Origin of the sequence: Streptomyces sp. NPDC086989 (assembly GCF_044745505.1) — a bacterium.
Lineage (GTDB): Bacteria > Actinomycetota > Actinomycetes > Streptomycetales > Streptomycetaceae > Streptomyces.
The window spans coordinates 1-26,151 of the sequence record NZ_JBIVAL010000021.1 but is presented as its reverse complement, the minus strand read 5'-3'; the positions used below and the strand labels follow the sequence as shown (position 1 = coordinate 26,151).

The following is a 26,151-nucleotide window of genomic DNA, read 5'->3' as shown; positions in this document are numbered from 1 at the left end:
GGGCCCGCCCTTGCGTCTACGCCCCGCGGGGACTAGCCGTGGGTGCGCAGCAGCGAACGCATCGTCCGCATCGCGACGGACAGGTTCGCCAGGTCGAAGTCGTCCGAACCGCGGATCTCGTCCAGGGTCGTCCGGGCCCGGCTGATGATCGCCGCGTTCTTCTCCTCCCACGCCTTGAAGCGGTCCTCGGGAGTCGAGTCGCCGTTGCCCACCGCCAGCACGTCGGCGGTCAGCGCGGCGTGCGCCGCGAACAGGTCCTCGCGGATGGAGGCGCGGGCCATGGACTGCCAGCGGTCGGACCGCGGCAGCTCGATGATCCGGTCCATCAGCTGGGTGATCTCCAGGCGGTCGGCGAGGTCGTAGTACACCTCGGCGACACCCAGCGGGTCGACGCCCGTGCGGTCCGAGATCGCGACGATGTCCAGCGTCGGGAAGGCCGAGGAGAACCCGGCGACCTTGGCCGCCAGCTCCTCCGGCACGCCCTCGCCGGTCAGCTCGTCCACGATCGACTGGTACCAGTCGAGGTCGGCGCCGCGCACCAGCTTGGGCAGCTCGTCCCAGACCTCGCTGACCCGGTCGGCGAACAGCTCGATGGTCTCGGTGATCTGGAGCGGCTGCGGCCGGTTGTTCAGCAGCCAGCGGGTGCCGCGCTCGACCAGGCGCCGCGAGTGCAGCCGCACCCGGGTCTGGACGTCGGCCGCGACCTTGTTGTCCAGCGCCTCGACCGCGTCCCAGACCTCGGCCATGCCGAAGATCTCGCGGGCCGAGAGCTGCGCCCGGACGATCTCCTCCGTGGAGGCCCCGGTCTCCTCGCGCAGCCGGTGCAGGAAGGTCGAACCACCGGTGTTGACCGTGTCGTTGACGAGCAGCGTCGTGATGATCTCGCGGCGCAGCGCGTGTCCGTCGATCTGCTCCGGGAACTTCTCGCGCAGGGCGGCCGGGAAGTACGCGTGCAGCAGACGGCGCAGGTACGGGTCGTCCGGCAGTTCGGTGGCGATGAGCTCGTCCGCCACCGTGATCTTGGTGTAGGCGAACAGGACGGCCAGCTCCGGCTGGGTCAGGCCCTTGCCGGCGCTCAGCAGTTCACGGATCTGCCGGTCGGTGGGCAGGAACTCGATGCCCCGGTCCAGCCGTCCGGCGGCCTCCAGACGGCGCATGAAGCGCTGCTGGGCGTGGAGCAGGCTGGGCGCCTGGGCGGTGCCGTTGGCCAGGGCGGTGTTCTGCGCGTAGTTGTTGCGCAGCACCAGGTGCCCGACCTCGTCGGTCATCTCCGCCAGCAGCTTGTTGCGCTGCTTGACGGTCATGTCCCCATCGGCGACCACCGCGTTGAGCAGGATCTTGATGTTCACCTCGTGGTCGGAGGTGTCCACGCCCGCGCTGTTGTCGATGGCGTCGGTGTTGACCTTGCCGCCCTCGCCGCCGGCGCCGATCCGGGCGAACTCGATGCGGCCGAGCTGGGTCAGGCCCAGGTTGCCGCCCTCGCCGATGACCTTGGCCCGGACGTCCCCGCCGTTGACGCGGATGGCGTCGTTGGCCTTGTCGCCGACGTCGGTGTGCGTCTCGGTGCCGGCCTTGACGTACGTACCGATGCCGCCGTTCCACAGCAGGTCCACGGGGGCCTGGAGGATCGCCTGCATCAGGTCGGCCGGCGTCATCTTGGTGACGCCCGCCTCGATGCCGAGGGCCGCGCGCATCTGCGCGTTGACCGGGATGGCCTTCGCGGTGCGCGGGTGGACGCCGCCGCCCGCGGACAGCAGCGCGGGGTCGTAGTCGGCCCACGAGGAGCGCGGCAGCTCGAACAGGCGCCGGCGCTCGGCGTACGAGGTCGCCGCGTCCGGGGTCGGGTCGATGAAGATGTGCCGGTGGTCGAACGCGGCGACCAGGCGGATGTGCTCGGAGAGCAGCATGCCGTTGCCGAACACGTCGCCGGACATGTCGCCGACGCCGACGACCGTGAAGTCCTCGGTCTGGGTGTCGTGGCCCAGCTCGCGGAAGTGCCGCTTGACCGACTCCCACGCGCCGCGGGCGGTGATGCCCATGCCCTTGTGGTCGTAGCCGGCCGAGCCGCCCGACGCGAACGCGTCGCCCAGCCAGAAGCCGTACGCCTCGGCGACGCCGTTGGCGATGTCCGAGAAGGTCGCGGTGCCCTTGTCGGCGGCGACGACGAGGTAGGTGTCGTCCTCGTCGTGACGGACCACGCCGTTCGGCGGCACGACCGCGCCGCCGACCATGTTGTCGGTGATGTCGAGCAGCGCCGAGATGAAGATCTTGTAGGAGGCGATGCCCTCGGCCAGCCAGGCGTCGCGGTCCACCGACGGGTCCGGCAGGTTCTTGGCGACGAAGCCGCCCTTGGCGCCGACCGGCACGATGACGGTGTTCTTGACCATCTGCGCCTTGACCAGGCCGAGGATCTCCGTACGGAAGTCCTCGCGGCGGTCGGACCAGCGCAGACCGCCTCGGGCGACCTTGCCGAAGCGCAGGTGGACGCCCTCGACGCGCGGGGAGTACACCCAGATCTCGTACGCCGGGCGCGGCGCCGGGAGTTCGGGGATGGCCTGCGGGTCGAACTTCATCGACACGTACGCGTGCTGCTCGCCCGCGTCGTTGAGCTGGAAGAAGTTGGTGCGCAGGGTCGCCTTGATCAGCGTCAGGAAGGACCGCAGGATCCGGTCCTCGTCGAGCGAGGCGACCTGGTCCAGGGCCCCGTCCAGCTCCTCCAGCATGGCGTCGATGAGCTCGGTGCCGGCGGACTGGCGGCCGGGCGACATCCGGGCCTCGAACAGCGAGACCAGCAGCCGGGTGGTGTGGACGTTGTTGCGGAGGGTGTCCTCCATGTAGTCCTGGCTGAAGTTCACGCCGGCCTGGCGCAGGTACTTCGCGTAGGCGCGCAGCACCACGGCCTGGCGCCAGGTCAGCCCGGCGCTGAGCACCAGGGTGTTGAAGTTGTCGTTCTCGGCGTCGCCCTGCCAGACCGCGGCGAAGGCCTCCTGGAAGCGCTCGCGGGCGTCGTCGCCGAGGTAGGTGTCGCCGTTGCCGGCGGGCAGCGGCATCCGCAGCCCGAAGTCGTAGATCCACGCGTTGGTGCGGTCGCTGCAGCGCAGTTCGTACGGGCGCTCGTCGGTGACCTCGACGCCCAGGCGCTGGAGCACGGGCAGGACCGCGGACAGCGAGACCTGCTCACCGGTGCGGTAGATCTTGAACCGGCGCTCGCCGGGGCCGGCGCCGACGGGCTCGTACAGCGACAGCGCGAAGGGCCGGTCGCTGGCGGAGAGCCGCTCCAGGTGGCACAGGTCGGCCACGGCCGCGCGCGGCTTGTGGTCGGCCTTGTAGCCCTCGGGGAAGGAGGTGCCGTACTTGCGCAGCAGCTCGGCGGCGCGCTCCTCGCCCACCTCGGCGACCAGGGCGTCGGCGAAGCCGTCGGCCCAGGAGCGGGCGGCCTCGACGAGGCGGGCCTCGATGCGCTCGACGTCGCCGTCCGTCAGGACGGGCAGCTCCTTGCCCTGCGGGACGCGGATGACGAAGTGGATGCGGGCCAGGATCGACTCGGTGTTCCAGGCGGTGAAGTCGACGCTGCTGCCGCCGAGCTCCTCCTGGAGGATCGCGATCAGGCGCAGCCGCACGCCGGTGGTGTAGCGGTCGCGCGGCAGGTAGACGAGCGCCGAGTAGTAGCGGCCGTACTCGTCCTGGCGCAGGTACAGCCGCAGCCGGCGGCGTTCCTGGAGGTACAGGACGGAGGTGGCGATCTCGCGGAGCTTGTCGACCGGGGTCTGGAACAGCTCGTCGCGCGGGTAGGTCTCCAGGATCTGGAGCAGGTCGCGGCCGTCGTGGCTGTTCGGCGAGAAGCCGGCGCCGTCGAGGACCTCGGCGACCTTGCGGCGGATGACCGGGACGCGGCGCACCGACTCGGTGTACGCGGCGGAGGAGAACAGGCCGAGGAAACGGCGCTCGCCGACGACGTTGCCCTCGGCGTCGAACTTCTTGACGCCCACGTAGTCGAGGTACGAGGGGCGGTGCACGGTGGCGCGGCTGTTGGCCTTGGTCAGCACCAGCAGGCGGTGCTCCCGGGCCTTGGCGCGGGCGTCGGCCGGCAGCCGGTTGAAGGACGGCGAGACGGGGTGGTCGTCCTCCTGGCCGCTGTGGTGCGGGTCGGAGCGCAGGATGCCGAGGCCGGTGCCGGGCACGGCGGACAGGGCGTCGCCGTCGACGAGGTTGTACTCGCGGTAGCCGAGGAAGGTGAAGTGGTCGTCGGCGAGCCAGCGCAGCAGCTCGCGGGCCTCTTCGAGCTCGTACTCGCGCAGGTCGGGCGCGGTGGGCTCGTCGGGGAGGTCGTCGGCGATGCGCAGCGCGGCGTCGCGCATCTTCTCCCAGTCCTCGACGGACTCGCGGACGTCGGACAGGACGCGGCGCAGGTCGTCGGTGATCTGCTTGAGGTCGGCGCGGTCGGTCTCGCGGTCGATCTCGACGTGGATCCAGGACTCGACGAGCGAGTCGTGGGGGCGCGCGGTCTTGGGGCCGTGCGCGTCGCAGTCGGGACCGAGGATCTCGATCAGCTTGCCGGTGACGTCACGGCGGACGACGACCTGCGGGTGGATCACGACGTGGATGCCGCGGCCCTGCCGGGACAGCTCGTTCGTCACGGAGTCCACGAGGAACGGCATGTCGTCGGTGACGACCTCGACGACCGAGTGGCTGGAGGTCCAGCCGTTCTCCTCGACCGTGGGGGTGTGCACGCGCACGTTCGCCGTGCCCTGCGGCCGGTTCTCGGCGAGCCGGTAGTGCGAGAGCGCCGCCCCGAACACGTCGACCGGGTCCCGGTCGAGCAGGTCCTCCGGGGCGGTGTGCAGGTAGTAGCGCTGGAGGTAGGCGAGAGTGGTGTCCCGGTCGGGGCGCTCCCCCTGCTCGGACCCAGTCGGAAGTAGCCCCCCGGCCGGGCTGTTCTCAGCTACCCGTGCCGCCCGCGCGAGCAGCTCGGCCTTTGCTTCGTCCAGCTTGGTCTGCATGTCCTCTGGCTCCTGTCGCGCGCCATTGCGTGACGTAGGTGAAGGAAGGAATGACGTGGCGCCGCGATGCGGGGTGACCGTTCGGGATCGGCGCCGTGCCGTCGTGAGAACCGCCCGGGAGGGATTTGGCCATGATCGGCGTGAGGTCCCGGCAGCGGGGATCAGCGAAGGCCCGGGCACGGTCGTGCGCCGGGCGCTGGCCGGAGGCGGCAATGCCCCCGATGACTATCGCGCTGATCACGGGTACCAGGCTATCTCGCCCGACCCCCTCCTCGTCACGCACCAGATCTGTACAAAAGCAGGTCTTGAACTTTGACGATGTGCGCAGTGACGCGGGCCGTCCGATGCCAGTACTTATTCGGCCAGCTCGCGAGCAGTGCGTACGGCTTCGGCCAGCGAGTCCACGACGGGGACCCCGGCTCGTTCCAGACTGCGGCGGCTGTGCGAGCCACCCGTGTAGAGGACGGCCCGGGCGCCGACGTGAGCCGCGGCGAGTGCGTCATCGAGGGCGTCCCCGATGAGGATCGTACGGTCGGCGGTCACGCCCGTTCCCTCCATGGCCGCCATGTGACGTATGAGGTGTACGGCTTTGCTGGTGTGCGAGGGACCGGTACGCCCGTCGACGCGCAGGAAGTGCGCGCCGATCCCGTGCGCCTCGACGAGGGGTACGAGCCTCTCATGGGGCGCGAGGGAGAGCAGGGACTGCGTGAGTCCGCCCGCCTGCCAGTCCCGCAGGAGCTCCCGGGCCCCTTCGGTGAGCCCGGCGGTGTCGGCGGCGGCCCAGTAGTACCGGTGGAACGTCTCGTCCATGACCTCCCACTCGGCATCGGTGGGCAGCCGTCCCATCAGCCGCTCGTAGAACTTCGGCACCGGTACGACGTACAGCTCGCGGTAGCGCTCCAGCGTGATCGGTGCGAAGCCGAACTCGGCGAAGGAGGCGTTGGTGGCGGCGATGACGGCGTCGATGTCGTGCAGCAGCGTGCCGTTCCAGTCCCAGACGATGTGGGCGCCGGCCGCGGAGGTGGGGCTGACGCTCATTTCAGCAGCCCCGGGATCTCCTGGACGCCGAACCACAGCAGTTCGTGGTCCTCGGCGCCGTCCACGGTGGACTGCGCGTCGTCGTCTCCCGCGTCCGCGGCATCCAGTGCGGCGGCGGCCGCGCGCACGTCTTCGAGCGCGTCATCGGCGTCCACGTGCACGGCGGCGGCCACGGACAGCCGTACGGCCGCGGCGAGCGACACCTGGCCCAGGGCGGCCTCGTCGGCCCCGGGGACCGCGGTGACGGCCTTGTCGTCCACGTCGACGGCCACGACGACGCGCTTGCGCGGGGCGTCCCCCTCCGCGGCGAGCAGGCGCAGGGACGCCGTGGCGGCCCGGCCGAGCGCGGCGTACTCCAGCTCCTCCAGGTCGTCCGACACGTACCACTCGCGCAGGCCGGGCGTGACGGCGTATGCCCGCAGCGGGGCCGGTCCCAGCTCACCCGCCTTGTGCGCCTCGGCGAGCCCGAGGAGGGTCAGGGGGACGTACACGCGCATGGCCGGCTGCTTTCGGTAGTCGGAAAACGCCCTCAGGATACGACTTGACGGGACTGCGCCGGGTGACGGCGGCGGTCCCCCTTCGGGCTGCCGGGCGCGGGCCCGGCGGCGTCCACGGCGCGCCCCGCGCCGCCGCGGGCCACGGCCGGTGGCCCCGCGCCGCCCACCCGGATAGGTGAAGGGGCCCCGGCCCACCCCGGCCCCGCGGGCGTCGTTGCGGAGGGTGGGCGCGGACCGTAGAAGTCCCCTACCAAGTTACCGCCCGGTACCGCACCGGGCCCGGACTTCTCGGGGACGACCGCCATGACCAGGACCAGGAACACCACCCGGCCCCCCGGCCGCCACGACCAGCGCCGCCCCGGCGGCCCCCGCACCCCCCGCGGCCCGCACGACTGGTTCGCGGAGCGGCTCCTCGCGGTGGTCAGCGGCCAGCGGCCGGTCCACTCGCTGCTGGGCCTCACGGTCGGCCCGGCCTACGACCAGCTCGTCACCCTGGCCCCCACGGCCCCGCTCCGCGCACGCCTGCGCCCGGTCCTGCGCCAGTGCGGCCGCTTCCACCCGGGACCGGGCGTCATCGAGGCCTTCGCCCGCATCGCGACGGGCGAACGCGTCTCGGCGATGGCGTTCCGCCTCGAACAGGGACCGGACCTCCGCTGGCGCTGCGCAGCCATCGAAATGGCCCCGCTGGCGTGAGCGGCCACCGACGCCGCCGGGGCCGGACACCGTGTGGTGTCCGGCCCCGGCGGGGGTGCCCGTACGGCGGGTGTTACTTCTTGCGGCGTCGGCCGCCCGCGGCCTTCTGCGCCTTGCGGCGCTCGGCACGCGTCATGCCGTCGCCCGCCTCGTCGGCGTCGAAGTCACCCTCGACCACGCCGCCCTCGCCGTCCACCGACGGCGCGGAGAAGTGCAGCCGGTCCGGCCGCTGCGGGGCGTCCAGGCCCTTGGCGCGGATCTCCGGACGCACGCCCGCCGGCTCCTTGGCCAGCGAAGGCGCAGCGTCCTGCACCGGAACCTCCTCGACCTGCTGCTCGACCTGGACCTCCAGGTTGAACAGGTAGCCGACGGACTCCTCCTTGATGCCCTCCATCATGGCGTTGAACATGTCGAAGCCCTCGCGCTGGTACTCGACCAGCGGGTCCTTCTGGGCCATCGCCCGCAGGCCGATGCCCTCCTGGAGGTAGTCCATCTCGTAGAGGTGCTCGCGCCACTTGCGGTCCAGGACCGACAGGACCACGCGCCGCTCCAGCTCGCGCATGATGTCGGAGCCCAGCGCCTTCTCGCGCGCCTCGTACTGCTCGTGGATGTCGTCCTTGACGGACTCCGCGATGAACTCGGCGGTGATGCCCGCACGGTCGCCCGCCGCGTCCTCCAGCTCGGCGACCGTGACCTTGATCGGGTAGAGCTGCTTGAAGGCGCCCCACAGCCGGTCCAGGTCCCACTCCTCGGCGAAGCCCTCGACCGTCTCGGCCGCGATGTACGCGTCGATCGTGTCGTCCATGAAGAACCGCACCTGCTCGTGCAGGTCCTCGCCCTCCAGGACGCGACGGCGCTCGCCGTAGATGACCTCGCGCTGGCTGTTGAGGACCTCGTCGTACTTCAGGACGTTCTTGCGCGTCTCGAAGTTCTGGGTCTCGACCTGCGACTGGGCCGACGCGATCGCACGCGTCACCATCTTGTTCTCGATCGGCACGTCGTCCGGCACGTTGGCCATCGACATGACGCGCTCGACCATCTGCGCCTTGAACAGGCGCATCAGGTCGTCGCCCAGGGACAGGTAGAACCGGGACTCGCCCGGGTCGCCCTGACGGCCGGAGCGGCCGCGCAGCTGGTTGTCGATGCGGCGCGACTCGTGCCGCTCGGTGCCCAGCACGTACAGCCCGCCGAGCGCCTTGACCTCTTCGAACTCGGCCTTCACGGCCGCCTCGGCGCGCTTGAGCGCGGCGGGCAGCGCGTGCGCCCACTCCTCGATGTGCTCTTCCGGGTCCAGACCCTGCTGGCGCAGCTCGGCCTCGGCGAGGTCGTCCGGGTTGCCGCCGAGCTTGATGTCGGTACCGCGGCCGGCCATGTTCGTGGCGACCGTGACGGCGCCGCGGCGACCGGCCTGGGCGACGATCGAGGCCTCGCGCTCGTGCTGCTTCGCGTTGAGCACCTCGTGCGGGATGCCCCGCTTGGAGAGCTGCTGCGAGAGGTACTCGGACTTCTCGACCGAGGTGGTGCCGACGAGGATCGGCTGGCCCTTCTCGTGCTTCTCCGCGATGTCGTCGACGACGGCGGCGAACTTCGCGACCTCGGTCCGGTAGATCAGGTCCGGCTGGTCCTTGCGGACCATGTCGCGGTTGGTCGGGATCGGGACGACACCGAGCTTGTAGATCTGGTGGAACTCGGCGGCCTCGGTCATGGCCGTACCGGTCATGCCCGACAGCTTCGAGTAGAGACGGAAGAAGTTCTGGAGGGTGATCGTGGCGAGGGTCTGGTTCTCGTCCTTGATGTCCACCCCTTCCTTCGCCTCGATCGCCTGGTGCATGCCCTCGTTGTAGCGGCGGCCGGCGAGGATACGGCCGGTGTGCTCGTCGACGATCATGACTTCGCCGTCGATGACGACGTAGTCCTTGTCCTTCTTGAACAGTTCCTTCGCCTTGATGGCGTTGTTCAGGTAGCCGACGAGCGGGGTGTTCACCGACTCGTAGAGGTTCTCGATGCCGAGCCAGTCCTCGACCTTGGCCACACCGGCCTCGTGGATGCCGACCGTGCGCTTCTTCTCGTCGACCTCGTAGTCGCCGGTCTCCTCGATGCCCTTGAGCGGCTGGCCGGCCTCGCCCTTGGTCAGACGGGTGACCAGCTTCGCGAAGTCCGCGTACCACTTCGTGGCCTGGTCGGCCGGGCCGGAGATGATCAGCGGGGTGCGGGCCTCGTCGACGAGGATCGAGTCGACCTCGTCGACCACGGCGAAGTTGTGGCCGCGCTGCACCAGCTCGTCCGCCGACCACGCCATGTTGTCGCGAAGGTAGTCGAAGCCGAACTCGTTGTTCGTGCCGTACGTGATGTCGCAGTTGTACTGCTCGCGGCGCTGCGCCGGGGACATGTTCGCCAGGATGCAGCCGACCTCCAGGCCGAGGAACTTGTGCACCCGGCCCATCAGCTCGGAGTCGCGCTCGGCCAGGTAGTCGTTCACCGTGATCAGGTGGACGCCCTTGCCGGACAGCGCGTTCAGGTACGCGGGGAGCGTGCCGACGAGGGTCTTCCCCTCACCGGTCTTCATCTCGGCGACGTAGCCGAGGTGGAGCGCGGCGCCGCCCATGATCTGGACGTCGTAGTGCCGCTGGCCGAGGACGCGCTTGGCGGCCTCGCGGACGGTCGCGAACGCCTCGGGCAGCAGGTCGTCCAGGCTCTCGCCGTCCTGGTAGCGCTGCTTGTACTCGTCGGTGAGCGCACGCAACTCGGCGTCGGAGAGGTTGACGAAGTCCTCTTCGATGGAGTTGACCTGGTCCGCGATGCGGTGCAGTTTGCGCAGGATCTTGCCTTCGCCTGCACGCATGAGCTTGTTGAAGACGGACACCGAGGTTTGTCTCCTTGCCGGTCGGGCCTGGCACTGGTTCGTACACGGGCACGGAGGGTGGGCCCCACCGCAACGGCCATCGTAAGCGAGGACGCGGTCGCGTCGGGAGGTCCGCCGTATCCCGCAGGGCACGGGCGCCCGGAATGAGAACGTACGAGGCACCTGGAAGGTGCCGGGGTCAGCGGCACGTCTTGCGCGAAAACTGCTCGCCCGGCCCGCCGCGGCCGCGCAGAATCCGTACATGGAGCCCACGACACTGAACACGGCCCGGCTGCACCTGCGCCCCTTCGTCCCGGGTGACGAGGAGGAGGTGTACACCGCGGTGCAGGACCCCGACATCCAGCGCTGGACGATGGTGCCCTCCCCCTACGAGCGCGAGCACGCGCGCAGCTTCGTCTCCGAGACCGTCCCCACCGGCTGGCGCGAGGACACGGCGTACAGCTTCGCGGTCCGCCTCGGCCCGGACGGCCCGCTGGTCGCGGCCGTCGGCGTGCACGTGCGCGGGCCGGGCTCGTACGAGATCGGCTACTGGGCGGCCAAGGAGCACCGCGGCCGCGGCTACATGACCGAGGCCGTCGCCGCCGTGTCCCGCTGGGCCTTCACCGCGGTGGGCGCCGTACGGCTGGAATGGCGCGCCGAGGTCGGCAACGCCGGCTCCCGGGCCGTCGCGGAGAAGACCGGCTTCCGCTTCGAGGGCGTGCTGCGGGGCGCGGTGCTGCGGCGCGGCACCGCGCGGGACTCCTGGGTGGGCGCCCTGCTCCCGTCGGACCTCGGCCTGACGCCCTCGCTGCCGTACCTCCCCGCTGTCGGTGGCTCCGCCTAGGCTGCGGCCCATGACGTCTGCCGCCTCCGTGTCCCTGTCCGCCGACGACGCGCGCCGGATCGCCCTGCGCGCACAGGGCTTCCTCGGGACGCCGCTCCGCCGGGGCGGGGGTACCCCCGGCGGAGCCAGCGGGAGGGTGCGGGGCGTGCTGCGCCACCTGGGCGCCGTCCAGCTGGACACGATCTCCGTCCTGGCCCGCTCGCACGAGCTCATCCCGTACGCGCGTCTGGGCGCGGTCGGCCGCCCCGCGGTCGAGTCGGCGTACTGGTCGGACGGGCACGCCTTCGAGTACTGGTCGCACGCGGCCTGCATCCTGCCGATCGAGGAGTGGCCGCACTTCGCGTTCCGGCGCCGTGCGCGCCGGGCCCGCGGCCACCGCTGGCACGTCCTGCAGGACAAGGAGCGCTCGACGCGGGCGGTCCTGGACCGCCTCCGGGCGGACGGCCCCCTGACCTCGTCCGAGCTGGGCGGCGCCAAGAACGGCGGCGAGTGGTTCGAGTGGTCCGAGACCAAGATCGCGGTGGAGTGGCTGCTGGACACCGGCGAGGTGGTCTGCACCGAGCGCCGCGGCTGGAAGCGGGTCTACGACCTGCCGGAGCGGGCGGTCCCGGACGCGCTGCTCCACGACGACCTGGACGACCGCGAGTGCCTGCGCCGCCTGGTGGCACTGGCCGGGCAGAGCCTGGGCGTGGGCACCAGGGCCGACATCGCGGACTACCACCGCCTCAAGGGCGAACAGGTCGACGCGGTGATCGCCGACTCCGGCCTGGTCCCGGTCGAGGTCGAGGGCTGGTCCAAGGCGGCCTGGGCCGACCCCGCCGCGCTGGCGACGATCCCCCGGGGGCGCCACCGCACCACCCTGCTCTCCCCCTTCGACTCCCTGGTGTGGGACCGGCCGCGTACGGAGCGGATCTTCGGCTTCACGCACCGGCTGGAGGCGTACGTCCCCAAGGCCCGGCGGATACACGGCTACTTCGCGATGCCGCTGCTGGCGGGCGGGCGGCTCCAGGGCCGGGTCGACCCGGCCCGCGAGGGCGGCACGCTGGTGGCCCGGCAGCTCTCCCTGACCACCCCCAAGGCGGCCCGCCCTATGGCCGAGGCGCTGCGCGAGGCGGCCGGCTGGGTCGGCTGCGACGCCGTCCGCATCGAACGCGCGGCCTCGCCCGAGCAGGCGGCGGCGGTCACCGCGGAACTCGCCGCGCTCTGAGACGGGGAGAGGACCAGGACCTCAGCGGATTTCGAGGATCTTCTCCCGCATCGCGTAGACCACGGCCTCCATCCTGGAGTGCAGCTGGAGCTTCTCCAGGATGTTGCGGACGTGGTTCTTCACGGTGTTCTCGGAAATGAACAGTTCCTTCGCGATGTCCCGGTTGTTCATTCCCGTGGCCACGAGTTTGAGGACTTCCAGCTCGCGGTCCGTCAGCCGCGGCGCCGGCACCAGCCGCCGCTCGTCCGTCCGCTGGATCATCGACTTGAACTCCGTCAGGAGTTTCGACGCCATCGAAGGGCTGATCTGCGACTGCCCGTCGGCCACCGCGCGGATCGCGGTGGCGACCTCGTCGGTCGAGATCTCCTTCAGGAGGTACCCGGTCGCACCCGCCTTGATCGCGTCGTAGAGGTCCGCCTCCTCGTCGCTGATCGTCAGCATGATGATCTTCGCGGAGGGGGCCACCTCCTTGATGGAGGTGCACGCCTCGATCCCGCCGCGCCGTGGCATCCGCACGTCCATCAGCACGATGTCCGGCAGCAGGTCGGCCGCCTTGTCCACCGCCTCCGCGCCGTCGCCGGCCTCCCCGACGACCTGGATGTCCTCCTCCTGCGCGAGGACGATCTCCAGCCCGCGCCGGAACAGGGCGTGGTCGTCCACGACGAGCACCCGGATCGGCTCGCCGCCTTCGTCACCGCGCACCGGCCCGAAGGTGTCCGCCATCGTTCCTCCCCCTGCATGTACGAGCTTGCGGGTCAACCGGACGGGATCGTCGGCCGGTTGACTGCCCGCCATGATTCCATGCCCGCGCCCTCCGGCGGGGAGCGTCCGACGGCCACCTGGCGCATACGAGTCATACAGAGGCCCCCGGGGACGCTGCCGTGTCCCCGGGGGCGCTTCACCGAAATTCAGGACGCGGCGTCAGCCGCCGAGCGCCCCGCCCGCGCCTGCGCCGGGCTCACCCGAGCTGGAGGCCTGGTCGGAGTTGAGGTGGATCACGCCGTAGTCGTAGCCGTGGCGCCGGTAGACGACGCTCGGCATCTTGGTGTCGGAGTCGACGAACAGGTAGAAGTCGTGGCCGACCAGCTCCATCTCGTACAGAGCCTGGTCGAGCGGCATGGGTGCGGCCGAGTGCGTCTTCTCGCGGACGATGAGCGGGCCCTCGCCCTGGACCTCCAGCGATCCGATCCGGGTGGTCGGGATCGCGTCCGCCGCCTCCTCCGTCACCGGCTGGCCGCTTCCGTTCAGCCGGGCCACGCCGGGGACCACGTCGGCGACCTCGGCCGCCGAGAGCCGGCCGTTGCCACGGCGCGTGTAGCGCTTGTCGTGCTGCTTGCGCAGCCGGGCCTCCAGCTTGTCCTGTGCGAGGTCGAGCGCCGCGTACGGGTCTGCGGCGGCGGCCTCGGCACGGATCACCGGGCCCCGCGAATGCAGGGTGATCTCCACGCGGTCGGAACGGTCGGCCTGGCGCGGGTTGTGCTCCTTGGACACCTCGACGTCCAAGCTGATCACCTTGGCGTCGAGCTTCTGGATCCGCTCGGGATTCAGCTTCTCGGCCACGTGCTTGCGGAACCGCTCGGGCACCTCGGTCTTGCGGCCCTTGACGACGATGTCCACGCAGAACTCCGTTCCCGGATGGCTCCGCCCGATGGGGCGAAGCGTCTCCCTTTCGCACCAGGCTCCGGTGAACACCGGAGCCTCGGACTTGGCGACTTTCACCTCCTCCTCCCCCATCGGCAAGATCTACACCCCACCGACTTCGGAGTCGAGAGACAGCCTCTGACACGAAGATTCACAAACGACGAAACGTGCGATCCGATGCGTGGGGCCAGGACTCGCCACTTCCATACAACCGAACATATCCCTCCATGCCGGTTGTCGGCACCCGCTACCGGACCGTACCTCCGTTCAGGTGGCTGTTCCCTCTTACTACCTGCAACGATGCGCCTTCCCCGAGAGTTCCAAATCTATTCACAAGAACGTTGCTCTGTACGGGTTGTCGGCCGAATTGCTCAAAAAAGAGTCCGGCGGGGCCGCCACCACGACCGCAGCCGTCACCGGTGCCACCGACACCGCCCGCAGTGCCCTGGCCGCCTCCGCGAGCGTGGCCCCGGTGGTGATCACGTCGTCGACCAGCACGATCCGAGCCCCGTCCGGCAGCAGCGCCCGGCCGCCGCGGCGCACCGCCAGCGCCCCCGAGAGGTTCTCCCGCCGCTCCCGGGCCCCCAGGCCCGCCTGATCGGCCACCGGCCGGGCATGGCGCAGTACGGGCGCCACCCGCGCGGGGACCCCGGCCCGCCGCAGCCGCGCCGCGGCCGCCAGGGCGATCCTGCGCACCGGATCGTGCCCGCGCGCCCGCACCTGCCGGCGCGCCGAGGGCACGGGAACCAGGACGGGCCCGGCGCCCGCCAACGCAGCCGCGGCGCCCCGGACTCCGCCGCCGGACACCGCACCGGGCACGGCGCAGGGCACCCCGGCCGGCACCCCGGCGCCCACCCCGAGGGCCATCCCGGCCGCCACCGCGAGGGCGGCGCCCAGCGGCCCGGCCAGCGGCAGCGCCCCACGTTCCTTGTGCGCCAGCACGACCTCCCGTACGGCCCCCTCGTACACGGCGGCCGCATGCACCACGGGCAGCCCCGCGGGCCCCGCAGACGGGCTCACACGCCCCGCCGCGGCCCCGCTCAGCGCCCGCGCGCAGCCCGCGCACAGCAGCTCACGGGCAGCCCCGCAGCCGGTGCAGCCGGCCGGCAGCACCAGCCCGGCGAGCTCCTGCCACCACCCCCGCATGACCCCACTGTGCCGGGCGGGCCGGACACCCGCCACCCCTGTGGACAACCCCGGTCCGGGGCGGGGAAGCACAGGTCAGCCGGGGTAGATCGGGGCCCTTCCGCCCTCGGCCACCGTGCGCCACTGCGCACCCGGCGGCAGCCACACGATCCCGTCGTCCTCGGAGAACGCGACCACCGGCTTCTTCTCGTCCTCGGTCGCCGCGACCGCGACCAGCCCGGTCGCCCCGGGCAGGCTCGCCGCGATCATCGAACCGTCGGCCAGCATGTACCGGGCCTGCACGACACCGCCGTTCTCCCGGCCCACCACCAGCAGCCGGCCCCGCGGCGCCCAGCTGAGCGCGTTCACGCTCGCCATCTGCGGGGCCGCCGGGCGCAGCTCGCGCACCGACACCGGCGCCGCGTCGCCCTTGCCCTCGGGCCGTTCGATCCGCCCGATGTACAGGTTCTTGCGGTTGTCCTTCTCCACCAGCAGTGCGATCCGCACCCCGTCCGGCGACACCTTCAGCGCGGTGATCCGCCCGTCGAGCCCGGCCACGTCGATCTTCTGCGGGACGGAGGTGGCGCCCGGGATCCGGTACAGCGCCGCGTTCTGCGGATCCTGGTCCGCGACCCACACGTCGCCCGCCGCGTCCCAGCTCGGCGCACCCAGCCCGTTCGGCTTGCTGCCCTTGCTGCCCAGCACCGGCGCCGGCACGGCCCCGGCCGTCGTCATGTTCACCAGGTGCAGCCCGCGCCCGTCGTCGGAGACCACCGCCGCGCGCTTCTCGTCGTACGAGACGGCCGCCGAGCCGACCTTGAAGCCGGGGTTCGCGGAGGTGGGGGACAGCGGGCCCGGTACCGGCTCGGGCCGGTACTGCTGGTCCTCACTGGTGACGTCGAGCTTCATCCGGACGAGCCGGTCCCCGCTGTCGACGTAGTACTGGTACTCGGGAACCGGCGGCCGGTGGGCGATCGCCGCCGCAGCCGCCTCGGTCAGCGAGCACAACGAGGACCGGTCCGCGCGCAGCAGCTCGACACGGGCCAGCCGGGACGCCGTCAGGTCCTGCACCGTGTACAGGAGTTGCGCGGCCATCTTCTCGCACTGCGGCTGCGCGACGTTGTCGACCTTGTCGTTGAGCGGCACCTTCAGCACGTTCTGGCCGTCGTACGTGAGGGACTTGGTGCCCTCCCGCAGTTCGGTCCCGGTCGGGAAACTCGAAGTGACCACGGGTCCCAGCCACTTGGACGGACCGGCGAGCAGGGACTGCACGGTCTGCGTCGTCGGGTCCATCCGCGAGTCGGGATCGCTGCGCTGGCGCACGTACACGGGGTCGGCGACGAGGCTGCCGCCCGCGAAGTAGTACTTGTTGACCGGCATGTAGATGCGCTGGAAGTCCGACTCGCTCAGCACGAGACTGCTCGGCGGCGTCGCGATACGCCACTGCTTGTTCTCCTGGACCAGCTGGAGGAACTCCTCGTAGCGCCTGTTCGCGGAGGTCTCCGGCTGGTAGGCGCTGCGCTCGTCCACCGTCGCGAGCTTCGTTCCGGTCATCTTGTAGCGGGGGCCCGAGGGCTCCTTCTCGCCGCCGACGGAGAACCGGTCGATGCCGGCGGAGAGCACGGTGACGGCGGAACCGGGCTTCCAGTTCTTCGCCGCCTCCTCGGTGAGGTATTTGCGGGCGGTCTGCAGCTGCGGGTCGTCGCTGGTCATGGCCTCCAGGAAGCCGTCGACGATGTCGGCCGGACCGGCCTTGTCGGCCGGCGGCACACCGAACACCCGGACCTGGGAGTCCACGCCCTGCGAGGCCCGCACCTCACGGATCTCCCCGTGGTCGGGCATGGACGCGCAGCCCGCCAGCAGCAGCCCGGCCGCGCCGAAGGCGTACGCCCGCACCCTCCGCCAGCGGCGGCGGCCGTCCCTGCGCACCCGTGCGGGCTCAGCTTCCACCTGCGCCATCCTCCTGTGCTCCTGCTGCCTGCTCGGCGGCGGCCCGGCCGGGGGCCGTCACCTGGTCGGCCGGGCGGGACACGACACGGGCCCCGTTGCCCGGCAGGGCCGTGGGGTCCGCGGGCACCGGCAGCGCGCCGGCGACCGCCGACCGGGGCGGTATCGGCGACCGGTCGGGCCGGGGCGGGCCCTGGGGCGCCCTCGGGGCCGTACCGGAGCCGGCCGCCTCGGCCGCGGCCCTGGCCCGGTTGGCCCGGGAATCCTCCGGCTCCAGCGGGATCGGGGACCCGCGCAGCGGCTCGTCGGCGGTCCGCGGCAGGGTCAGCCGGAACTGCGAGCCGCCGCCCGGCTCGCCCCAGGCCTGCAGCCAGCCGCCGTGCAGCCGGGCGTCCTCGACGGCGATCGACAGGCCGAGGCCGGTGCCGCCGGTGGTGCGGGCGCGGGCCGGGTCGGCCCGCCAGAAGCGGTTGAAGACGCGGGTGGCCTCGCCGGGCTTGAGCCCGACCCCGTAGTCCCGTACGGCCACGGCGACGGCCCCGCCCGCGGACGCGAGGCGGACCACCACGTCGCGGCCCTCGCCGTGCTCCACGGCGTTGACGACGAGGTTGCGCAGCACGCGCTCCACGCGCCGCGAGTCGGCCTCGGCTATGACGGGCTGGGTGTCCCCCAGGACCCGGATCCGCGTGCCCTTGTGCTCGGCGAGCGGCTCGGCGCCGTCGATGACCCGGCGCACGACCTCCCGCAGGTCGATCGGCTCCGCCTCCAGGGCCGCGGCACCCGCGTCGAACCGGCTGATCTCCAGCAGGTCCGCGAGCAGCGACTCGAAACGGTCGAGCTGTCCGGCGAGCAGTTCGGCGGAGCGCGCTGTGACCGGGTCGAAGTCGACCCGGGCGTCGTGGATGACGTCGGCCGCCATCCGTACGGTCGTCAGCGGAGTCCGCAGCTCGTGCGAGACGTCGGAGACGAACCGGCGCTGCATCCGCGACAGGTCCTCCAGCTGCTGGATCTTGAGCTGGAGGTTCTGCGCCATCTTGTTGAAGGCCTCGCCCAGACGGGCGATGTCGTCTTCCCCGGTGACCTTCATCCGCTCCTGGAGCCGCCCGGCCGAAAGCCGTTCGGCGATCCCGGCGGCCATCCGCACCGGCGTCACGACCTGCCGTACGACGAGCCAGGCGATCGCTCCGAGCAGCACGACCACGAACACGCCGGCGGTGGCGATGGTGACCTTGATCAGGTTGAGGGACTCCTCCTCCTGCGTGAGCGGGAAGAGGTAGTACAGGTCGTACGGGTCCCCGTTGATGTCGGTGAGCCGCTTGCCCACGACGAGCGCGGGCTCGGGCGCCTTGTCCCCGGCTCCGGCGGTGTACCGGATCTGCGAGAAGGTCTGGAACGTCCCGGTGGTGTGGTTGACGGACCGGCGCAGCGCCGGGGGGACGCTCGCGGTCGGGTCCACGTTGCCGGAGGCGCGGGCGCCCTTGACGCCCGAGACGAACGGCCCGCCCGGCTGCCCGCCGGGTTCACCGCCCGCACCGGGACCGGTACCGAGCGCGACGACCTCGAAGGCGGTCTGGCCGCCACTGGCGAGCTGCTTGACCAGCGAGTTCATCCAGGTACTGGCGTCCCGGCCGACCTTGTTGTCGGTGGCGTCGGGCCCGTCCACCGTGGAGGGCGTGTTGGCCTTCTCCTGTGCGACCGCGAACCCGCCCGCCGCCTGGCTCTGCGCGGCCTCCTCCTTGGCGTCGAGGAGACCCTTGCTGACCTGGGCGATCACCACGAAGCCCAGCGCGAGCACCACGGCCAGCGACATCAGCAGCGTCGCGGCGACCACCCGGAGCTGGATGTTGCGCCGCCACAGCCGGACAGCCGGAAGCAGCGGTCGTCGTACGAGACGTACGAACAACCGCAGCACAGGGCCGCCAGGAGCTCCGTCGGCCATCTGACGGAGCTGGCGACCTCCCCGCAGGACTCCTCGGCGGGAGCCGCTGGGGGACTTGCCGGGCTGCACGTCAGCTCGGTCCGGCCTTGTAGCCGACACCACGCACCGTCACGACGATCTCGGGGCGCTCCGGGTCCCTCTCGACCTTGGAGCGCAGTCGCTGCACATGCACGTTGACGAGGCGGGTGTCCGCCGCGTGCCGGTAGCCCCAGACCTGCTCCAGCAGCACCTCGCGGGTGAACACCTGCCAGGGCTTGCGCGCGAGCGCGACCAGCAGGTCGAATTCGAGCGGGGTCAGTGCGATCGAGGCACCGTCGCGCTTGACCGAGTGCCCGGCCACGTCGATGACGAGGTCACCGATGGCCAGCTGCTCCGGCGCGGGCTCCTCCGAGCGGCGCAGGCGGGCCCGGATGCGGGCCACCAGCTCCTTCGGCTTGAACGGCTTGACGATGTAGTCGTCGGCCCCGGACTCCAGGCCCACGACGACGTCCACCGTGTCGCTCTTCGCGGTGAGCATCACGATCGGCACGCCGGATTCGGCCCGGATCAGCCTGCAGACCTCTATGCCGTCCCGTCCGGGCAGCATCAGGTCGAGCAGCACGAGATCCGGCTTCGCCTCCCGGAAGGCAGCCAGTGCCTTGTCGCCGTCCGCTACGAACGACGGCTCAAAACCTTCTCCACGCAGCACAATGCCGAGCATCTCGGCCAGCGCGGTGTCGTCGTCGACGACAAGGACTCGTCCCTTCATGCTTGACATCATCCCATTAGCTAATCGTTACCTGGCGGTGAGCTGTCCCACAGCCAAAAGGGCTGGAAATCGCCCCTCGGACCTGCGTGGAGATCAGGGCGTCCAGTCTGCCCCGGATCCGGGCGACAATTGAAGGCGCGGGCCGCAGGAGATCCGGGGGGACGGCCGGTCCGCTCTACGTTCCCACGTGGCACGATGGCAGCCGACCAGCGCCCCCCGCAGTGCACGTGAAGGAGCGACGATGAACGACTCTCCGGGCTGGGCCGTGCCCGGACCCTCCCCGTCCGACGGCGAGCGGCCGGGCGCCTCCGACGGCCAGGGCGGCACCGACGGCGCACCGCCGCAGCCGTCGCAGCCCGCCGGCGGACAGAAGTGGTCCGCGGAGCAGCCACCGCCCGGCGAGTGGTCGAGCCCCGGCGCACCCCAGGCCCCGAAGCCCCCGCAGCAGCAGCCGCAGCAGCCCCGGCCCGGCCCGGGCTGGGGCTCGTACGGCGGCCCCCAGGGCCCCGAGGGCGGCCGGTACGGCTACCCGGGCGGCCCCGGCCAGTGGGGCAAGCCCCCCGCCGCCAAGCCCGGTGTGATCCCGCTGCGCCCCCTCGACCTCGGCGAGATCCTCGACGGCGCCGTCGCCACCGTGCGCAGCCACTGGCGCTCGGTCCTGCCGATCACGCTCGTCGTGGCCACCGTCGTCCAGGTCATCAGCGTCCTCGTACAGAAGTACGCGCTCGCCGACCTCGCCGTCACCACCGACCCCGAAGCCAGCCTCCAGGACCTCCTCGACACCCTCGGCGGCGCCATGACGGCCCTGGTCGCCAACGGGTTCATCCAGCTCATCGGGACCATCATCGCCACCGCCATGGTCACGATGATCTTCAGCCGCGCCGTGCTCGGCCAGGGCTCCACGATCGGGCAGGCCTGGCGCGAGGCCCGCCCCCGGCTGCTCCACCTGCTGGGGCTGACCCTGCTGATGGGCCTCGGCGGCGCCGCCCTCGTCGTCGTGCTGCTCCTGCCCGGCATCCTCCTGCGCAACATCGGCCTCGGACTCGTCGGCGGCCTCGCCGCCGTACCCCTCCTCATCTGGCTCGGGATCAAGTTCAGCCTGGCCTCGCCCGCCCTGATGCTGGAGAAGGCCGGCGTCATCACCTCGCTGCGCCGCTCGTCCCGCCTCGTGCGGGGCTCGTGGTGGCGCATCTTCGGGATCACCGCCCTGACCGGCCTCATCACCGCCTTCGTCTCGGCCGTCATCGTCTACCCGCTGACCGCCCTCGGTCTGGCCATCGGCCTCGCCGACGGCGGGGTCAGCGGCCTGGAGAACGGCACCGCCGCCACCGGCTGGGCCCCGCTGATCCTCGCCGCCGTCGGCGCGGTCATCGCACAGACGATCACCATGCCGATCCAGGCGGGCGTCACCGTCCTCCTGTACGTCGACCAGCGCATCCGCCGCGAAGCCCTCGACCTGGAGCTCGCCCGGGCGGCGGGCCTGGAGAACTACGGCTCGGACCCGGCCGCGCCGCCCACCGGAGGGTGATGCACCGATGATGAGCACGGGGGGCCTCATCACACGCGCCGCGGCGATCCTGCCGACCGCGGAGAAACCACCGGTGACGACACCGCGGCAACCCGCCCGCGAGGCGGCCGAACGCGAACTGTCCAAACCGCTGTACCACCAGGACGACCCGGGCCTGCTCCAGCGCGCCCTGGACCGCTTCTGGGAATGGGTCGGCCACCTCTTCGACCGCGCCCAGGGCGCCACCCCCGGCGGCACCCTGGGCCTGGCCGCGATCGCCGTCCTCGCCGCCCTGGCCGTCACCGCCCTGTGGTGGCGGCTCGGCGCCCCCCGCCGGACCGCCACCGGCGCCGCCACCCTGTTCGACGACGCCCTGCGCAGCTCCGCCGACCACCGCGCCGCCGCCGACGCGCACGCCGCCGCGGGCCGCTGGACCGAAGCCGTCCAGGAGCGCATGCGGGCCGTCGTCCGCTCCCTCGAGGAACGCACCCTCCTCGACCCGCGCCCCGGCCGCACCGCCGACGAGGCCGCCGCCGAAGCCGCCGCGTCCCTCCCGGACCACGCCGAGGCCCTCCGTACGGCGGCCCGCGCCTTCGACGACGTCACCTACGGCGGCCGCACCGCCGACTCCGACACGTACGCCCGCCTGCGCACCCTCGACCTCGCCCTGACCCGCACGAAGCCGCTGCTGACGGGACCCCCGGCATGACCGCCCCCACCCCGGACCCGCCCACCGCCGCACCCCGGTCCGGCACCCCGGCAGCGGCTGCCGCCCCGACGCCCGCCGCCGGCGGCAGCCCGGCCGGTCTCCTCGCGTGGCGGCGGTTCCGGGGCTCGCTGATCTGCCTCGCCATCCTGCTCGCCGCCGCGATCACCCTCGCGGCCCTCGGCTCCGGGAGCCGCCACGGCCGCCTCGACCCCCGCTCCGCCGACCCCGACGGCAGCCGGGCCGTCGCCGAGCTGCTCCAGGCCCGCGGGGTCACCACCCGCGTCGTCACCACCGCCCGCGAGGCCGCCGCCGCGGCCGGCCCCGGCACCACCGTGCTGGTCACCGACCCCGACCGGCTCGGCGACACCCAGCGCCGCACCATCCGCTCCGTCATCGACCTCTCCGGCGGCCGGACCGTCCTGCTCGCCCCCGGCGGCCTCAGCCTGCCCGACCTGGCCCCCGCCGCCCGCACCAAGGGCGGCGCCTTCGAACGGGACCTCGACCCCGGCTGCACCCTGCCCGCCGCCCTCTCCGCCGGCCGCGCCGGCACCGGCGGCGGCCACCGCTACACCACCGACGGAGCGACCGGCACGGCCTGCTACCCCGACGACGGCCACCCCACCCTCCTCGTCCTGCCCTCCGGCACGACCGGCGGCGACACCGTCCTCCTCGGCTCCGGGACGATCCTGCTCAACAAGAGGCTCGCCTCCGAGGGCAACGCCTCCCTCGCCCTCCAGCTCCTCGGCTCCCGCCCCGAACTCGTCTGGTACCTGCCCTCCCTGACGGAGGTCCAGGACGAGGACCCCGCCGCGCAGAAGAGCCTCTTCGAGCTCGTCCCCCGCGGCTGGGGCTGGGCCCTCCTCCAGCTCTTCCTCGCCGCGGCCCTCGCCGCCCTCTGGCGCGCCCGCCGGCTCGGCCCCCTCGTCACCGAGCAACTGCCCGTCGCCATCCGCGCCTCCGAGACCACCGAGGGCCGCGCCCGCCTCTACCGCAAGGCCGGCGCCCGCGACCGCGCCGCGACCGTGCTGCGCACCGCCGCCCGCGAACGCCTGGCCGCCCTGGTCGGCGTACCGCCCACCGGGGCCCACGAACCCGCGGCGCTGGTCCCCGCCGTGTCCGCCCGCCTGACCGACGGTCACGGGGACCTGACCGCCCTCCTGTTCGGCACCACGCCCGCCGACGACGCGGCCCTCGTCGCGCTCGCCGACCACCTCGACGCCCTCGAAAGAGAGGTCCGCACCTCATGACGGCCACCACGGACAGCGCCCGCTCCTCCCTGGAGGCGATCCGCACCGAGATCGGAAAGGCCGTCGTCGGCCAGGACTCGGCCGTCACCGGTCTCGTCGTCGCCCTGCTGTGCCGCGGCCACGTCCTCCTCGAAGGCGTGCCCGGTGTCGCCAAGACCCTCCTCGTACGGGCCCTCGCGGCTTCCCTCGCCCTCGACACCAAGCGCGTCCAGTTCACCCCGGACCTGATGCCCGCTGATGTCACCGGCTCGCTCGTCTACGACGCCCGCACCGCCGAGTTCTCCTTCCAGAACGGCCCGGTCTTCACCAACCTCCTCCTCGCGGACGAGATCAACCGGACCCCGCCCAAGACCCAGTCCTCCCTCCTCGAAGCCATGGAGGAGCGCCAGGTCACCGTCGACGGCACGCCGCGCGCCCTGCCCGAGCCGTTCCTGGTCGCCGCCACCATGAACCCGGTCGAGTACGAGGGCACGTACCCCCTCCCGGAAGCCCAGCTGGACCGCTTCCTCCTCAAGCTCACCGTGCCCCTGCCCTCCCGCGAGAACGAGATCGGCGTCCTGACCCGGCACGCCGGCGGCTTCGACCCGCGCGACCTTAAGGCCGCGGGTCTGCGCCCGGTCGCCGGGGCGGCCGAACTCGAAGCCGCCCGCGACGGCGTCGCCAAGGTGGCCGTCTCCCCGGAGATCGCCGGGTACGTCGTCGACGTCTGCCGCGCCACCCGCGAATCGCCGTCCCTCACCCTCGGCGTCTCCCCGCGCGGCGCGACCGCCCTGCTGGCCACCGCCCGCGCCTGGGCCTGGCTGACCGGCCGCGACTACGTCACCCCCGACGACGTCAAGGCCCTCGCCCTGCCCACACTGCGCCACCGCGTCCAACTCCGCCCGGAGGCCGAGATGGAGGGCGTCACGGCCGACGCCGTCATCACCGCGATCCTGTCCCACGTCCCCGTACCCCGCTGATGGCGCTCACCGGACGCGCCGCCCTGCTGGCGGCCCTCGGCAGCCTCCCCGTCGGCCTGCTCGAACCGAGCTGGACGGGGATCCTCGCGGTCAACGGCGCCCTCGGCCTGGCCTGCGCCGTGGACTACGCCCTCGCGGCGCCGGTCCGCAGGCTCACGCTCACCCGCTCGGGCGACTCCTCCGTCCGCCTCGGCGAACCCGCGCAGGTCCACCTCACCCTCACCAACCCGGGCACCCGCCCGCTCCGGGCCCGCGTCCGCGACGCCTGGCCCCCCAGCAGCTGGACCCCGGGCACCGAGGCCGGCGCCTCCCGGCACACGCTGACGGTCCCGCCGGGCGAACGCCGCCGGATCACCACCCGGCTGCTGCCGACCCGCCGCGGAGACCGCCGGGCCGACCGCGTCACGATCCGCTCGTACGGGCCGCTCGGCCTGCTCGCCCGCCAGGGCACCCACACCGTCCCGTGGACGGTCCGCGTCCTGCCGCCCTTCACCAGCCGCAAGCACCTCCCCTCGCGGCTGGCCCGGCTGCGCGAACTCGACGGCCGTACGAGCGTCCTGACCCGCGGCGAGGGCACCGAGTTCGACAGCCTCCGCGACTACGTCCCCGGCGACGACACCCGCTCGATCGACTGGCGCGCCACCGCCCGCCAGGACAAGGTCGCCGTCCGCACCTGGCGCCCGGAACGCGACCGGCACATCCTGATCTGCCTGGACACGGGACGCACATCGGCGGGCCGCGTCGGCGACGCCCCCCGCCTGGACTCGGCGATGGACGCGGCCCTGCTGCTGGCCGCCCTGGCCTCGCGGGCGGGCGACCGCGTCGACCTGCTGGCCCACGACCGCCGAACCCGCGCCCAGGTCCAGGGCCGCTCGGCCGGCGACGTCCTGCCGGCATTCGTCAACGCCATGGCCACCCTGGAACCGGAGCTCGTCGAAACCGACTCCCGCACCCTGGTCTCGACGATCCTGCGCAATGCCCCGCGCCGCTCCCTGGTGGTGCTCCTGACGAGCCTGGACGCGGCCCCGACAGAGGAAGGCCTGCTCCCCCTCCTCCCCCGCCTCACGCAGCGCCACACGGTTCTGCTGGCGTCGGTGGCGGACCCGCGCGTCGAGGAGATGACAAAGTCACGCGGCACGCTCGACGCGGTCTACGAGGCCGCGGCCGGCACCCAGTCCCAGGCGGCCCGCCGCCGTACGGCGGAGCAGCTCACCCGCCACGGGGTCCACGTCGTCGACGCCACCCCGGACGCCCTGGCCCCCGCCCTCTCCGATGCGTACCTGGCCCTGAAGGCCGCGGGACGCCTCTAGGCCCTGTCGTCAAACTGCCGTCTGCCCCGCGACGACGGGAGTTTGACGACAGGGCCTAGGGGGTGCCCCGACTGGATACGCTGATCAGGCATCCACTAGGAGGACCGCCATGGGCGACTTCACCCCCGAGCAGATGCGCCGCATGCACGACTTCGCGGAGCAGCTCGCGGAGCTGGCCGAGCACCAGGAAGACCAGTGGAAGGTTCAGACCACCGACGGTCAGATCTTCCTCACGATGATGAGCCCGACGGCTCCGCACGGGCTCAACGTGGTGCGGCTGCGCCGCCAGATCGAGGCCCAGACACCCGAGGTCATGGCCCTCAACAACACCAACATGGGCGACCCGGTGACCGGCCTGACCAAAATCCCCGACCTCATGGTTCTCGCGGAGGAAGACACGGACGACACGGCAAAGGTCGTCAACTCCCGCGATGTCCTGATGGTGGTGGAGGTCGTCTCCCGCACGAATTCCCACACCGGCATCCGCGACAAGCTGCACGACTACCCACGGATGGGAGTCCCTCTTTACGTCGTCGTCGACCCCCGCAAGGAACAGAAGACCGTCACAGTGCACAGCGAGCCCTTGGAGGGGCCCGACGGCATCCGCTACCGCAAGAAGGTCCCGTACGCCTTCGGTGACACCGTCACCGTCGGCCGCTGGACGCTCGACACCACCAGCCTCAAGAGCTACCCCGCCGACTGGTGAGGAGGGCGGAACCTCTCACTTGCGCGCCAAACGGGCGCTGAACGCAGAAAAGCCCCGCACCGAGCCGCTAAGGGCTGGTGCGGGGCTTTCCCACAATGGTTGTTCGGCGGCGTCCTACTCTCCCACAGGGTCCCCCCTGCAGTACCATCGGCGCTGAAAGGCTTAGCTTCCGGGTTCGGAATGTAACCGGGC

At 72.0% G+C, this 26,151-nt stretch carries 19 protein-coding genes and 1 rRNA gene; 9 read left to right on the top strand and 11 right to left on the bottom strand.

Going from position 1 to position 26,151, the window contains the following annotated elements; all coding sequences use genetic code 11:
* Positions 1–32 precede the first annotated feature (32 nt).
* The 3 genes from ACIPK4_RS34930 to ACIPK4_RS34920 all read right to left on the bottom strand — a co-directional run bounded on the left by ACIPK4_RS34930 (position 33) and on the right by ACIPK4_RS34920 (position 6,535).
* Entirely contained in the window at positions 33–5,000 is a 4,968-nt protein-coding gene (locus tag ACIPK4_RS34930) for an NAD-glutamate dehydrogenase (RefSeq protein WP_402320552.1), read from the bottom strand.
* A gap of 354 nt (positions 5,001–5,354) precedes the next feature.
* Positions 5,355–6,038 (bottom strand): HAD family hydrolase, encoded by a 684-nt coding sequence (locus ACIPK4_RS34925; protein WP_402320549.1) that lies wholly within the window; start codon positions 6,036–6,038, stop codon positions 5,355–5,357.
* A complete protein-coding gene (locus ACIPK4_RS34920) occupies positions 6,035–6,535 on the bottom strand; it encodes a DUF6912 family protein (protein WP_402320546.1) in 501 nt (166 codons plus the stop codon). Before ACIPK4_RS34920 ends, ACIPK4_RS34925 begins: the two co-directional genes overlap by 4 nt.
* 303 nt (positions 6,536–6,838) lie before the next feature.
* Here ACIPK4_RS34920 and ACIPK4_RS34915 point away from each other — a divergent pair, with 303 nt between their 5' ends.
* Positions 6,839–7,228 (top strand): Rv3235 family protein, encoded by a 390-nt coding sequence (locus ACIPK4_RS34915; protein WP_402320543.1) that lies wholly within the window; start codon positions 6,839–6,841, stop codon positions 7,226–7,228.
* Positions 7,229–7,301: 73 nt separating this feature from the next.
* Here the strand turns inward: ACIPK4_RS34915 and secA are convergent, their stop codons facing one another.
* Entirely contained in the window at positions 7,302–10,091 is a 2,790-nt protein-coding gene (gene secA, locus ACIPK4_RS34910; protein WP_054225194.1) for a preprotein translocase subunit SecA, read from the bottom strand.
* 241 nt (positions 10,092–10,332) lie between these two features.
* Between secA and ACIPK4_RS34905 the strand changes: the two genes are divergently transcribed.
* Positions 10,333–10,914, top strand: a complete 582-nt coding sequence (locus tag ACIPK4_RS34905; protein WP_402320540.1) for a GNAT family N-acetyltransferase — start codon at positions 10,333–10,335, stop codon at positions 10,912–10,914.
* A gap of 10 nt (positions 10,915–10,924) precedes the next feature.
* Complete coding sequence (locus ACIPK4_RS34900) at positions 10,925–12,121, top strand: winged helix-turn-helix domain-containing protein (RefSeq protein ID WP_402320537.1); 1,197 nt, start codon at positions 10,925–10,927, stop codon at positions 12,119–12,121.
* A 21-nt stretch (positions 12,122–12,142) separates the two neighbouring features.
* Here the strand turns inward: ACIPK4_RS34900 and ACIPK4_RS34895 are convergent, their stop codons facing one another.
* The 6 genes from ACIPK4_RS34895 to mtrA form a co-directional block, all read right to left on the bottom strand.
* Positions 12,143–12,844: a response regulator transcription factor gene (locus ACIPK4_RS34895; RefSeq protein WP_054225197.1), complete on the bottom strand. Its 702-nt coding sequence runs from the start codon at positions 12,842–12,844 to the stop codon at positions 12,143–12,145.
* A 198-nt stretch (positions 12,845–13,042) separates the two neighbouring features.
* Complete coding sequence (gene hpf, locus ACIPK4_RS34890) at positions 13,043–13,738, bottom strand: ribosome hibernation-promoting factor, HPF/YfiA family (protein ID WP_327283683.1); 696 nt, start codon at positions 13,736–13,738, stop codon at positions 13,043–13,045.
* A 354-nt stretch (positions 13,739–14,092) separates the two neighbouring features.
* Positions 14,093–14,908: a ComF family protein gene (locus ACIPK4_RS34885; protein ID WP_402320532.1), complete on the bottom strand. Its 816-nt coding sequence runs from the start codon at positions 14,906–14,908 to the stop codon at positions 14,093–14,095.
* A 75-nt stretch (positions 14,909–14,983) separates the two neighbouring features.
* The gene (locus ACIPK4_RS34880) at positions 14,984–16,837 is read right to left on the bottom strand and encodes an LpqB family beta-propeller domain-containing protein (RefSeq protein WP_402320529.1); all 1,854 of its coding nucleotides are present in this window, start codon (positions 16,835–16,837) and stop codon (positions 14,984–14,986) included.
* The gene (gene mtrB, locus ACIPK4_RS34875) at positions 16,827–18,746 is read right to left on the bottom strand and encodes an MtrAB system histidine kinase MtrB (protein ID WP_402320526.1); all 1,920 of its coding nucleotides are present in this window, start codon (positions 18,744–18,746) and stop codon (positions 16,827–16,829) included. The genes ACIPK4_RS34880 and mtrB overlap by 11 nt, the downstream gene beginning before the upstream one ends.
* A gap of 97 nt (positions 18,747–18,843) precedes the next feature.
* The gene (gene mtrA, locus ACIPK4_RS34870) at positions 18,844–19,533 is read right to left on the bottom strand and encodes a two-component system response regulator MtrA (protein ID WP_385187124.1); all 690 of its coding nucleotides are present in this window, start codon (positions 19,531–19,533) and stop codon (positions 18,844–18,846) included.
* Positions 19,534–19,762: 229 nt separating this feature from the next.
* Here mtrA and ACIPK4_RS34865 point away from each other — a divergent pair, with 229 nt between their 5' ends.
* The 6 genes from ACIPK4_RS34865 (at position 19,763) to ACIPK4_RS34840 (ending at position 25,959) form a co-directional block, all read left to right on the top strand.
* Positions 19,763–21,049: a hypothetical protein gene (locus ACIPK4_RS34865; RefSeq protein ID WP_402320523.1), complete on the top strand. Its 1,287-nt coding sequence runs from the start codon at positions 19,763–19,765 to the stop codon at positions 21,047–21,049.
* 10 nt (positions 21,050–21,059) lie between these two features.
* Positions 21,060–21,737, top strand: coding sequence for a DUF4129 domain-containing protein (locus tag ACIPK4_RS34860; RefSeq protein WP_402320663.1), 678 nt, complete (start codon positions 21,060–21,062; stop codon positions 21,735–21,737).
* On the top strand, positions 21,734–22,984 hold the full coding sequence (locus ACIPK4_RS34855) for a DUF4350 domain-containing protein (RefSeq protein WP_402320521.1): 1,251 nt from the start codon (positions 21,734–21,736) through the stop codon (positions 22,982–22,984). Before ACIPK4_RS34860 ends, ACIPK4_RS34855 begins: the two co-directional genes overlap by 4 nt.
* Positions 22,981–23,943, top strand: coding sequence for an AAA family ATPase (locus ACIPK4_RS34850; protein ID WP_402320518.1), 963 nt, complete (start codon positions 22,981–22,983; stop codon positions 23,941–23,943). Before ACIPK4_RS34855 ends, ACIPK4_RS34850 begins: the two co-directional genes overlap by 4 nt.
* On the top strand, positions 23,943–25,253 hold the full coding sequence (locus ACIPK4_RS34845) for a DUF58 domain-containing protein (RefSeq protein WP_402320515.1): 1,311 nt from the start codon (positions 23,943–23,945) through the stop codon (positions 25,251–25,253). Before ACIPK4_RS34850 ends, ACIPK4_RS34845 begins: the two co-directional genes overlap by 1 nt.
* 109 nt (positions 25,254–25,362) lie before the next feature.
* The gene (locus ACIPK4_RS34840) at positions 25,363–25,959 is read left to right on the top strand and encodes a Uma2 family endonuclease (RefSeq protein WP_402320512.1); all 597 of its coding nucleotides are present in this window, start codon (positions 25,363–25,365) and stop codon (positions 25,957–25,959) included.
* A gap of 101 nt (positions 25,960–26,060) precedes the next feature.
* On the opposite strand, the gene rrf is transcribed toward ACIPK4_RS34840, so the two are convergent.
* Positions 26,061–26,151: ribosomal RNA gene (gene rrf, locus ACIPK4_RS34835) — 5S ribosomal RNA — on the bottom strand; the annotation flags it as partial.

Excerpts from the sequence above, each read along its gene's own strand:
- ACIPK4_RS34925 (WP_402320549.1), bottom strand. The coding sequence starts at position 6,038 with ATGAGCGTCAGCCCCACCTCCGCGGCCGGCGCCCACATCGTCTGGGAC.
- ACIPK4_RS34930 (WP_402320552.1), bottom strand. The coding sequence starts at position 5,000 with ATGCAGACCAAGCTGGACGAAGCAAAGGCCGAGCTGCTCGCGCGGGCG.
- ACIPK4_RS34855 (WP_402320521.1), top strand. The coding sequence starts at position 21,734 with ATGACCGCCCCCACCCCGGACCCGCCCACCGCCGCACCCCGGTCCGGC.
- ACIPK4_RS34885 (WP_402320532.1), bottom strand. The coding sequence starts at position 14,908 with ATGCGGGGGTGGTGGCAGGAGCTCGCCGGGCTGGTGCTGCCGGCCGGC.
- ACIPK4_RS34865 (WP_402320523.1), top strand. The coding sequence starts at position 19,763 with ATGAACGACTCTCCGGGCTGGGCCGTGCCCGGACCCTCCCCGTCCGAC.
- ACIPK4_RS34840 (WP_402320512.1), top strand. The coding sequence starts at position 25,363 with ATGGGCGACTTCACCCCCGAGCAGATGCGCCGCATGCACGACTTCGCG.
- ACIPK4_RS34920 (WP_402320546.1), bottom strand. The coding sequence starts at position 6,535 with ATGCGCGTGTACGTCCCCCTGACCCTCCTCGGGCTCGCCGAGGCGCAC.
- ACIPK4_RS34845 (WP_402320515.1), top strand. The coding sequence starts at position 23,943 with ATGGCGCTCACCGGACGCGCCGCCCTGCTGGCGGCCCTCGGCAGCCTC.
- ACIPK4_RS34905 (WP_402320540.1), top strand. The coding sequence starts at position 10,333 with ATGGAGCCCACGACACTGAACACGGCCCGGCTGCACCTGCGCCCCTTC.
- mtrA (WP_385187124.1), bottom strand. The coding sequence starts at position 19,533 with ATGATGTCAAGCATGAAGGGACGAGTCCTTGTCGTCGACGACGACACC.
- ACIPK4_RS34915 (WP_402320543.1), top strand. The coding sequence starts at position 6,839 with ATGACCAGGACCAGGAACACCACCCGGCCCCCCGGCCGCCACGACCAG.
- ACIPK4_RS34850 (WP_402320518.1), top strand. The coding sequence starts at position 22,981 with ATGACGGCCACCACGGACAGCGCCCGCTCCTCCCTGGAGGCGATCCGC.
- ACIPK4_RS34860 (WP_402320663.1), top strand. The coding sequence starts at position 21,060 with ATGAGCACGGGGGGCCTCATCACACGCGCCGCGGCGATCCTGCCGACC.
- ACIPK4_RS34900 (WP_402320537.1), top strand. The coding sequence starts at position 10,925 with ATGACGTCTGCCGCCTCCGTGTCCCTGTCCGCCGACGACGCGCGCCGG.
- ACIPK4_RS34895 (WP_054225197.1), bottom strand. The coding sequence starts at position 12,844 with ATGGCGGACACCTTCGGGCCGGTGCGCGGTGACGAAGGCGGCGAGCCG.